This window comes from Kitasatospora sp. NPDC057518, from assembly GCF_042802075.1.
Taxonomy (GTDB): Bacteria; Actinomycetota; Actinomycetes; order Streptomycetales; family Streptomycetaceae; genus Kitasatospora.
Map to the genome: position 1 here is coordinate 1 of NZ_JBHVEU010000419.1, position 7836 is coordinate 7836.

The 7836-nt window shown below is 72.9% G+C and carries 7 protein-coding genes; 2 read left to right on the forward strand and 5 right to left on the reverse strand.

Annotated features, from left to right (window positions below):
* Window positions 1–30: 30 nt before the first annotated feature.
* The 5 genes from ACFU7Z_RS31715 to ACFU7Z_RS31735 all read right to left on the reverse strand — a co-directional run bounded on the left by ACFU7Z_RS31715 (window position 31) and on the right by ACFU7Z_RS31735 (window position 5175).
* Entirely contained in the window at window positions 31–1830 is a 1800-nt protein-coding gene (locus ACFU7Z_RS31715) for a S8 family serine peptidase (RefSeq protein WP_380781280.1), read from the reverse strand.
* A 210-nt stretch (window positions 1831–2040) separates the two neighbouring features.
* Entirely contained in the window at window positions 2041–2787 is a 747-nt protein-coding gene (locus ACFU7Z_RS31720; RefSeq protein WP_380781270.1) for an anti-sigma factor domain-containing protein, read from the reverse strand.
* Entirely contained in the window at window positions 2784–3368 is a 585-nt protein-coding gene (locus ACFU7Z_RS31725) for a sigma-70 family RNA polymerase sigma factor (RefSeq protein ID WP_380781272.1), read from the reverse strand. The genes ACFU7Z_RS31720 and ACFU7Z_RS31725 overlap by 4 nt, the downstream gene beginning before the upstream one ends.
* Window positions 3369–3571: 203 nt before the next feature.
* Window positions 3572–4378: a ferritin-like domain-containing protein gene (locus ACFU7Z_RS31730; protein WP_380781274.1), complete on the reverse strand. Its 807-nt coding sequence runs from the start codon at window positions 4376–4378 to the stop codon at window positions 3572–3574.
* Window positions 4375–5175, reverse strand: coding sequence for a ferritin-like domain-containing protein (locus ACFU7Z_RS31735; protein ID WP_074002863.1), 801 nt, complete (start codon window positions 5173–5175; stop codon window positions 4375–4377). Before ACFU7Z_RS31735 ends, ACFU7Z_RS31730 begins: the two co-directional genes overlap by 4 nt.
* A gap of 379 nt (window positions 5176–5554) precedes the next feature.
* Between ACFU7Z_RS31735 and ACFU7Z_RS31740 the strand changes: the two genes are divergently transcribed.
* Together ACFU7Z_RS31740 and ACFU7Z_RS31745 are read left to right on the forward strand one after the other, a co-directional pair.
* The gene (locus tag ACFU7Z_RS31740; RefSeq protein ID WP_380781276.1) at window positions 5555–6874 is read left to right on the forward strand and encodes a serine hydrolase domain-containing protein; all 1320 of its coding nucleotides are present in this window, start codon (window positions 5555–5557) and stop codon (window positions 6872–6874) included.
* Window positions 6875–7197: 323 nt separating this feature from the next.
* Window positions 7198–7674 carry a hypothetical protein gene (locus ACFU7Z_RS31745; RefSeq protein ID WP_380781278.1) on the forward strand — a complete coding sequence of 159 codons (477 nt, stop codon included), beginning with the start codon at window positions 7198–7200 and terminating at the stop codon, window positions 7672–7674.
* Window positions 7675–7836 lie beyond the last annotated feature (162 nt).

The window sequence follows — 7836 nt, forward strand, 5'->3', positions numbered from 1 at the left end:
CGAGGTCGCCGATGCCGGGGAACCGCGGGATCAGAAGGTGAGATTCCAGGCGTCGATCGTGCCGGTGTCGCCGGAGGCGCCGTCCTTCACCCGGAGCTTCCAGGTGCCGTTCGCCGCGCTCGCGGAGGCGTTGACGGTGTAGGTCTTGGCGACGTTGTCGGTGCTGTCGCTGTTCGGGAAGTCCTCCAGGAGGTAGACCGTGCCGTCGGGCGCGACCAGGGAGAGGACGAGGTCGCCGCGGTAGGTGTGCTTGATGTCCACGCCGACCTTGAGCGTCGCCGGGGCGTTGCCGGTGACACCGGTGACGGTGATCGGGCTCTCCACCGTGGTGTTGTCGGGGATCGCCACGTCGGCGGTGTTCTCGAAGTACGTGCCGGTGGGCTGGGTGGCGCCGCCGACCGCCTTCAGCGCGTCGACCTGGCCCTCGCCGAAGAAGGAGTTGTCGGCGGTGGTGCCGGTGCAGCGGCTGTCGGAGGCGGGGCAGGCCAGGTCGTTGGCCTGGCTCGCCAGCCGGGCCCGGATGTCGGCCGGGGTGAGCGAGGGGTTGCTGCTCGCGATCAGCGCGGCCACCCCGGTGACGTGCGGGGAGGCCATCGAAGTGCCGCTCTTGGTGCCGTACTTGCCGCCGGGCAGGGTCGAGTAGACGCCGGTGGCACCGTCACCGCCGGGCGCCGCGACGTCGATGACGCCCCGGCCGAAGTTGGAGTAGGAGGCCTTGCCGCTGCCGCTGCCCGTGGCCGCGACGGTCACCACGCCGGGGAGTTCGGTGGGGATGTCGATGCAGGCGTTGGTGATCGTCCGGGTGACCTTGGTGGAGTCGTTCGGGCTCTCGGTGTCGGTGGTCTTGTTGGCCAGGTCGTAGTTGGCGTTGCCGGCCGCCGCGACCTGCAGCGAGCCCTTGCCCTCGGCGTACTCCTGGGCGCGCTTGACGCCCTCGATGATGGCCGCCTGGTCGAGGTCGTTCGGGCAGTTGAACTGCCAGGGGTCGGTGTAGTAGCTGTTGTTGGTGACCTTGAAGCCGTGGTCGCCGGCCCAGACGAAGCCGCAGACGGTGTTCTCGGCGTAGAACAGGGTGCTGGTCGGCTCGGCGATCCGGACCGAGGCGATCTTCACGCCCGGTGCGACACCGATGACGCCCTTGCCGTTCTTCGCGGCCGCGATGGTGCCGGCGACGTGGGTGCCGTGGGTGTCCACGTCCCGCCAGGCGCCGGTGCGGGCGTCGGGCTTGCCGTAGGCGCAGGAGACCGAGTCGGCGGCGTCGAAGTTCGGCGCGAGGTCCTGGTGCTGGTCGTCCACGCCGGTGTCGAGCACGCCGACCTTGACGGACGGCGAGCCGGTGCTGACGCTCCAGGCCTGGTCGGCCTTGATCTGCGTCATGTCCCAGCGGTTGGACTCGGTGAGCGTGGTGGCCGCCTGCGCCGGGTTGGCGGGCAGCGCCGGGCTGTAGGCGTCGGCCGGCACGTCGGAGGTGCGGGTCGCGCCGACCTGCTGGATGCCGGTGACGGTGCGCAGCGCGGCGGCGAAGCCGGCGCTGGTGGAGTGGGCGACGATGACGCCGATCTGGTCGTAACTCGAGAAGACCGTACCGCCCTTGGCGGCGACGGCGGCCTTGGCGGCGGCGATGTCGGCGGGGGCGCTGATCACCAGGTAGGCACGGGTGCCGGCGGCCCAGCCCGCCGCGCTGCCCGCGGCGGCGGGAACGGCGGGGGCCTGGGCGGCGGGCGCTTGTGCCGCGGGCGCGGAGACGGCGCCGGGGACGGTGGGGGTGGTGGTCGTGGTGGCGGCGGTCGCGAACGCGGTGGGGGTGGCGAGCGCCATGGCCGAGAGCACGGCGAGGGCTGCGGCCGGGCGGCCGAGCCGCCGGGATATCAGGGGTGACACGTATCCTCCGATTCAGACCGTACGTGAGGGGGATCGCACGGGAATTGAGGGAAACATGCCAGATTTAGCAGGAGTTGGGGAAGACTTTACGCCTGGCGACTTTCCACGGAAGCGTTACGTTTTGATGTCACGGGGCCTCCGGCACCCATCGGGGTGTCATCAGGCGAGCGGCAGCATCATGAGGGGCCGCCCGGTGGGGTGGTCCGATCCGCCGGACGGTTCCTCGGTCACGCCGACCCCGCCGGCGCCGCCGATGCTCCCGGTGAGCAGCAACTGCCCGTCGCCGGCCCGCAGCAGGCCGGCCGGCCTCATCGTGCCGCCATCGTCGAACCACAGCTCGTAGGCACGCCCCCGCGGCGGGACAGGCATGCCGGTGACGAGGAACGCGGCCTGCCCGCGGCCGGCCGACCACACGACCGTGGCGGCGGCCGGGCCGGAGACCGCAGTGGAGGTGCGCACGTCCGGAGCGGACAGCAGGCTCGCGACGGCCGCCTGCTGGTCGCGCAGCCGGCTCGCCTGGGCCTGGGCCCGGCCCGCCTCACCGTGCTGTCGCACCGCGATGGCACCGGCCCCCGCGGCCAGGGCCAGGCACGCCGCCAGGAGCACCCTGGGCCACTGCCGTGCCAGGCTCGACGTGTACCGCGGTCGCGCCGCCGCGGGCCCGGCCGTCGACCGGAGCTGGCGGACGTGGCCGATGCCCCGCATGACCCGCGCCTTGAGCTCCTGCGGCGGCTCCACCGATTCGGCGGCCCCGAGCCGCGCCAGGGTCACCTGGAACTCGGAGACCTCCCGCGCGCAGGCCGGGCACTGGGCGAGGTGGCGCTCGAACGCGACGCGGTCCCCGTCCGGCAACGCGTCCGCCGCGTACGCACCGGTGAGGGTGTGCGCATCGGGTACCGCATTCATGATCCCACTCCCAGGCAGTCGCGCAGGCGGATCAGGCCGTCCCGCATCCGGGTCTTGACGGTGCCGAGCGGGATGCCCAACAGCCGGGCGACCTCAGGGTAGGTGTGCCCCCGGTAGTACGCCAGGGTGACCGATTCACGCTGCAGTTCCGTCAGCGACCGCAGGCATCGGCGGACCTGCTCGCGCTCCAGCCGGCCCTCGACCTGCTCGACGACCTCGTCGAACGCGGGAACACGCGCCCGGGCGGCCGCCCTCTGGTCCCGCTCGGTGGCGGCCTGCGCGGCCCGGACCCGGTCCACCGCTCGTCGGTGGGCCACCGTCAGCACCCAGGCCATCACCTCTCCGCGCTGCGGCTCGTACCGGTCCGCGGTGCGCCACAGCTCGAACATCACCTCCTGGGTGACCTCCTCCGACTGCGACGGATCCCGCAGCACCCGCAGCACGAGGCCCAGCACCGGGCCGGCCACCGCGTCGTACAGCCGGGCGAACGCCTCCTGGTCGCCGAACGCCGTCCTGGCGACCAGTTCCTTCAGATCCGGGCCGCGGAAGCGGGGAGCGGGAAGGTACACGACGGCGCTCACCCCCGCCTCCCTCCGCGGCCGTTGTCGGATCCGGCCGGCTGCGACCGTCCGGGCCTGCCGTGCGAACGGTAGCAATGCATGAGGGCCTCCTGGGCCGAGCGGCGGGCAGGACCGGTCGATCGGCACCGGTCGGGATGGGGCGCGCGCCCGCCGGGGCCGGGGGGGTGTCGGTCCGGATCGCCGGGCGCGCGCCTGCTGGGGGGTCAGACGGTGAGCAGGGTGGGCGCGGCAGCCTTGTCGGTGGGCAGGAAGTCGTCCGGAACGGGGTACCGGCCGAGCACGAAGTTGAGGATCGCGGCGTGCATGGCCTCGACGGGGGCGATACCGGCAGCGGTGGCGATGCCGGCGGGACTGGCGACGTTGCAGGCCGCGAAGAGGTACGTCTGGGCCGCCTGGTCCTCCAGCCGGAGGGCGAGCTCGGCAACGTCGCCGACGGAGGCGGCCTTGCCCAGCGCGGCCAGCGTCTCCGGCTGGTTGGAGAGCGGCACGCCGGTGATCGCGGGCAGGCCGGCACCGGTGAGGACCGCGTTCCAGGCCTTGGCGTGGTCGGCGTGCTGGGCCATCGCGGCGGTCACGAACGTCGCCACCGCCGGGGGGACGGCACCGAGCCTGCCCGCCTTCGCGGCGTCGAGTGCGGCCTGGTAGGCACCGACGGCCTGGTTCTCCAGCGCGGTGGCCAGGGCCACCACCTTCAGATCGCCGGTGTACCTCCCGGACGCCTGGGCCGAAGCCGGCGTGGTGGAGGCTCCGCTGCCGGGGACCGGGTTGGTGCGGCTCCGGCTGCTGGAGCACGCGGTCAGGACGAGGCCGGCGGCGGCCCCGCCCGCTCCGAGCAGGAAGCGGCGGCGGCCCACGTCGACCCGCCCGGTGGCGCGGATGTCCGCGACCAGCTCGCGGGCGGTCGCCCGCATGGCCGGGAGGGTTGCCCGGTGGGCCTCGTTCATCTCCCGGGTCAGACGGGTGAGTTCGGCCTCGCCGACGGCGGGCTCCCAGGTACGGTCGGCAGTCACTTCACAGCCCCTTCGGCGATCGGGGAGGCGTTCTCGGTCGTCTGGAAGGCGTCGGGGAAGCCCACGCTTCCGGCCGCGGCGGGCAGCTTCGCCGGGTCGACCGGGATGGTCACCAGGTCGGCGGCGTCGCCCGCCAGCAGCGCCTGCACGGCCAGCAGGACGGCGCGGTGCTGGGCCTCGACCGGGGCGACGGAGGCGAAGAGCCTGCGCAGGTCCGCGCTGCCCACCTGGCCGACGTTCCTGGTGTAGGTCTGCGCGGCGACGTCCTCCAGGGTGATGGCGAGCTTCACCACGTCCGCCGGGGTCCTGAGGGTGGGCAGCGCCTGGTCGACGACGGCCTTGTACTTCGGGTCGGGGTCGTTCTGCGCCTTGCCGCCGGCGGCGGTCGCGGCGGTGTTGAAGGCCTTGGCGTGGGCCTGGTGCTGCTCGGTGGTCCTGGCGATGAACGCGGCCACCGTCCGGTTGCCGTCCTTGATGAACGGCAGGCCCGCGGCGGCCCGGTAAACGGCCACGGCCAGGTTCTCGATCGACGCGGCGGTCTGCAGCGCCCGGATGTCGTCCCCGGAGGCCGTCGCCGACGGGGAGGCCGCCGCCCGGGTCAGGCCGGCCAGGCCGACCGCTCCCGCCAGGCCCGCGAGCGCCGTGCCACGCTGCCACCAGCGGCGCGCGGGCTCGGCCCCCTGCTCGAAGTCGGTCAGCGCGGTGCGGGTGACCCGCAGCGCGTCACTGTTCAAGTCCTCTGACTGCTCGGCGAGTTCTTCCAGCAGCCGGGTGTCGATGTGCTCGCTGGCCATCATGTCCCGTCTCGGCTCGTCGGCCCGGCCGAATGCCGGACCGCTTCCTCCCGGCCTTCGGCGCCTCCCCGGCCCCGGCTTGGTCACAGGGCCGGATGGGCCCGTAGTTCACCCGTGAGGGTGAACCACCAGGGCGAGGTGGACGGCGTGCGCCAGCCCCTATCCCGGCTGCCGGCCACTCGATCCACCGAGGCCTCAGGGATCCGTCGGGGGCGGCCTTCGACCTGAGGTGGAGTCCTCCGGACGGGAAGATGGGTCCCGGGACGGAGATGCTCCGGACCTGAGGTGGACGCCTCGTAAAGCTGCTGACTGACACTCTGTCAACTGTCTTTGTTGTGACGGGTGTTGATCACATTCGGTCGGTCGACTTCGGGAGGACGGCATGGCGGACGGGACGGCGGATCCGAGGCGCGGGAGACTCGGCTCGAAGGGTCGACGGTGGCGGCGCCCGGTCGGGCGGTCGGCGGTCGTCGCGCTCGCCGGTGCGGGCCTGCTGGCGGCCTTGGCCCCGGCCGCCGGCGCGGCGGGCGCCCCGGCGGCGCCCCACCGGGTGGCGGCGGCGGGCGGTGAGCGGACGGCGGACGGGGCGGCCCTGGACGCGGCGGTCCGGGCCATGGTGCGGGAGGGCGGTGCGGCGGCGACACTGGCCCGCGTCCGGGAGAACGGCTCCACGGTCTGGAAGGGTGCGGCCGGAGTGGCCGACCTGGCCACCGGTGCGCCCGCCGATCCGGACGGCCGGTTCCGGATCGGCAGCGTCACCAAGACCTTCGTCGCGACGGTAGTCCTCCAACTGGTCGCGGAACACCGGATCGGCCTCGACGACTCCGTCGAGAGCCGCCTGCCGGGTGTGGTCCCGAACGGCGCCGGCATCACCGTGCGCCAACTGCTCAACCACACCAGCGGCATCCACGACTTCACCGAGGACCCGGCGTTCGACGCGAGCAACGAGGAGACACTGCGGCAGTGGCTGGCGGGTGGGCGCTGGACGTCCTACCGGCCGCAGCAGCTCGTGGACATCGCCAACAAGTACCCGCCGTACTTCGCCCCCGGTCAGGGCTGGCACTACTCCAACACCGACTACGTGCTCATCAGCATGATCATCGAGCGCCTCACCGGGCGCAGTTGGGCGCAGGAGGTGGACCGCCGCATCATCCGGCCACTGGGCCTGACGGGCACCTCGATGCCCCTCTACTCGCCCTTCATCCCCGGCTCCCACGCGCACGGCTACTACAAGCTCCCCACCGGCCCCGCCGACGTGACGCTGCTCAACCCGTCGATGGCGTCCGCCGCCGGGGCGGGCATCTCCACCACCGCGGACCTCACCCGCTTCATCGCCGCCCTGCTCGGCGGGCAGCTGCTCGGCCCGGCCGAACTCGCCGCGATGAAGGACACCAGCGGCCCGAACGCGGCCGCCGGCTACGGCCTCGGGCTCCAGCGGCTGTCCACGCCCTGCGGCGAGTTCTGGGGACACGACGGCGGCATCCCCGGCTACAACACCCTGCTGGTCGGCGAGGTCACCGGCAAGCGGCAGTTCGCCACCTCGATCAACCGGTACGACCTGTCGGACCATGCCGCGATGCTGAGGACCTCCAACGCCCTGTACTCCGCGGGCACTTGCGGCGGCCGCCCGTCGGCCTCCTCGCCGTCGGCCCTCCCGTCCGCCGACGCCGCGACACCGTACTCCGCCGGACCGCTCGCCTGAGCGTTTCGACGCACTGAAGGCCGCTCCCGGTCACGCGAAATTCACAGCCCGGGGTCTACTCGCATAGACAACGATGGGGCATCCTGGTCCGATGCCGGCGCTCGAAGCCCGTCGCCCCCCGTTTCCCGGGAGCGGCGGGCGGTGGCGCCGGAGGGATCGGTCGGCCCTCGTGCCGGAGCACTGTCGCGTCACAGCACTGCGTACGACCCCTACGTCCGGGCCGGTTCCGTCGGCCCGGCGCCGGACCTCCCGCCCTCCCAGCGAGGCGCGGCAGGAGGGCGGGGGTCGAGTCGGATGCACACCATCCTCACCGGGAGATGCAGATGAAGCCACGCACCGCAGCCACCGTCGTCGCCCTGGCCCTGGCCGGCCTCGCCCTCTCGGCGCCCACGGCCGGCGCCAGCGGCACCAAGCTGTCGCAGTCCGCGGCCGCCGGCCAGTTCAGCGGCGCCGGCATCACGTGGAGTTCCAGCGGGGGCTGCACCACCAGGTCCAACTCCACCTGCACCTCGTTCGACCAGATCAACTCGGGCACCGTCAGCGCCGTCATCACCCTCAAGCAGGCCAGCGGCTGCGCCATCAACATCACGGGCGGCACCGAGGTCGGCCACGCCTCCGGCACCTACAGCCACTACAACGGCTACAAGGTCGACATCGCCCGCAGCTCCTGCATCGACAGCTACGTCCAGAACAGCTTCACCTACATCGGCCTCCGGGGCGACGGCTACCCGCAGTGGCAGGCCGCGTCGGGCAACCTGTACTGCAACGAGGGCAGCCACTGGGACGTCCTCATCTACTGACGCCGCCCCGGGCCTTCCCCGGGATCTTTCCGGATCAGGAAGCAGCGCCGTGACGGGGACCGAGGGCCCGTCCCGGCGCCGGACCATGCCGAGGAACGCGCCCTCGGCCTCACCGTCGCCGGCAGCCTGCCGCAGGTCCAGGGCCTGTCCGTGCCATGGCAC

Coding starts and splice junctions, on each gene's coding strand:
- ACFU7Z_RS31720 (WP_380781270.1), bottom strand. CDS start 2,787: ATGAATGCGGTACCCGATGCGCACACCCTCACCGGTGCGTACGCGGCG.
- ACFU7Z_RS31735 (WP_074002863.1), bottom strand. CDS start 5,175: ATGATGGCCAGCGAGCACATCGACACCCGGCTGCTGGAAGAACTCGCC.
- ACFU7Z_RS31740 (WP_380781276.1), top strand. CDS start 5,555: ATGGCGGACGGGACGGCGGATCCGAGGCGCGGGAGACTCGGCTCGAAG.
- ACFU7Z_RS31745 (WP_380781278.1), top strand. CDS start 7,198: ATGAAGCCACGCACCGCAGCCACCGTCGTCGCCCTGGCCCTGGCCGGC.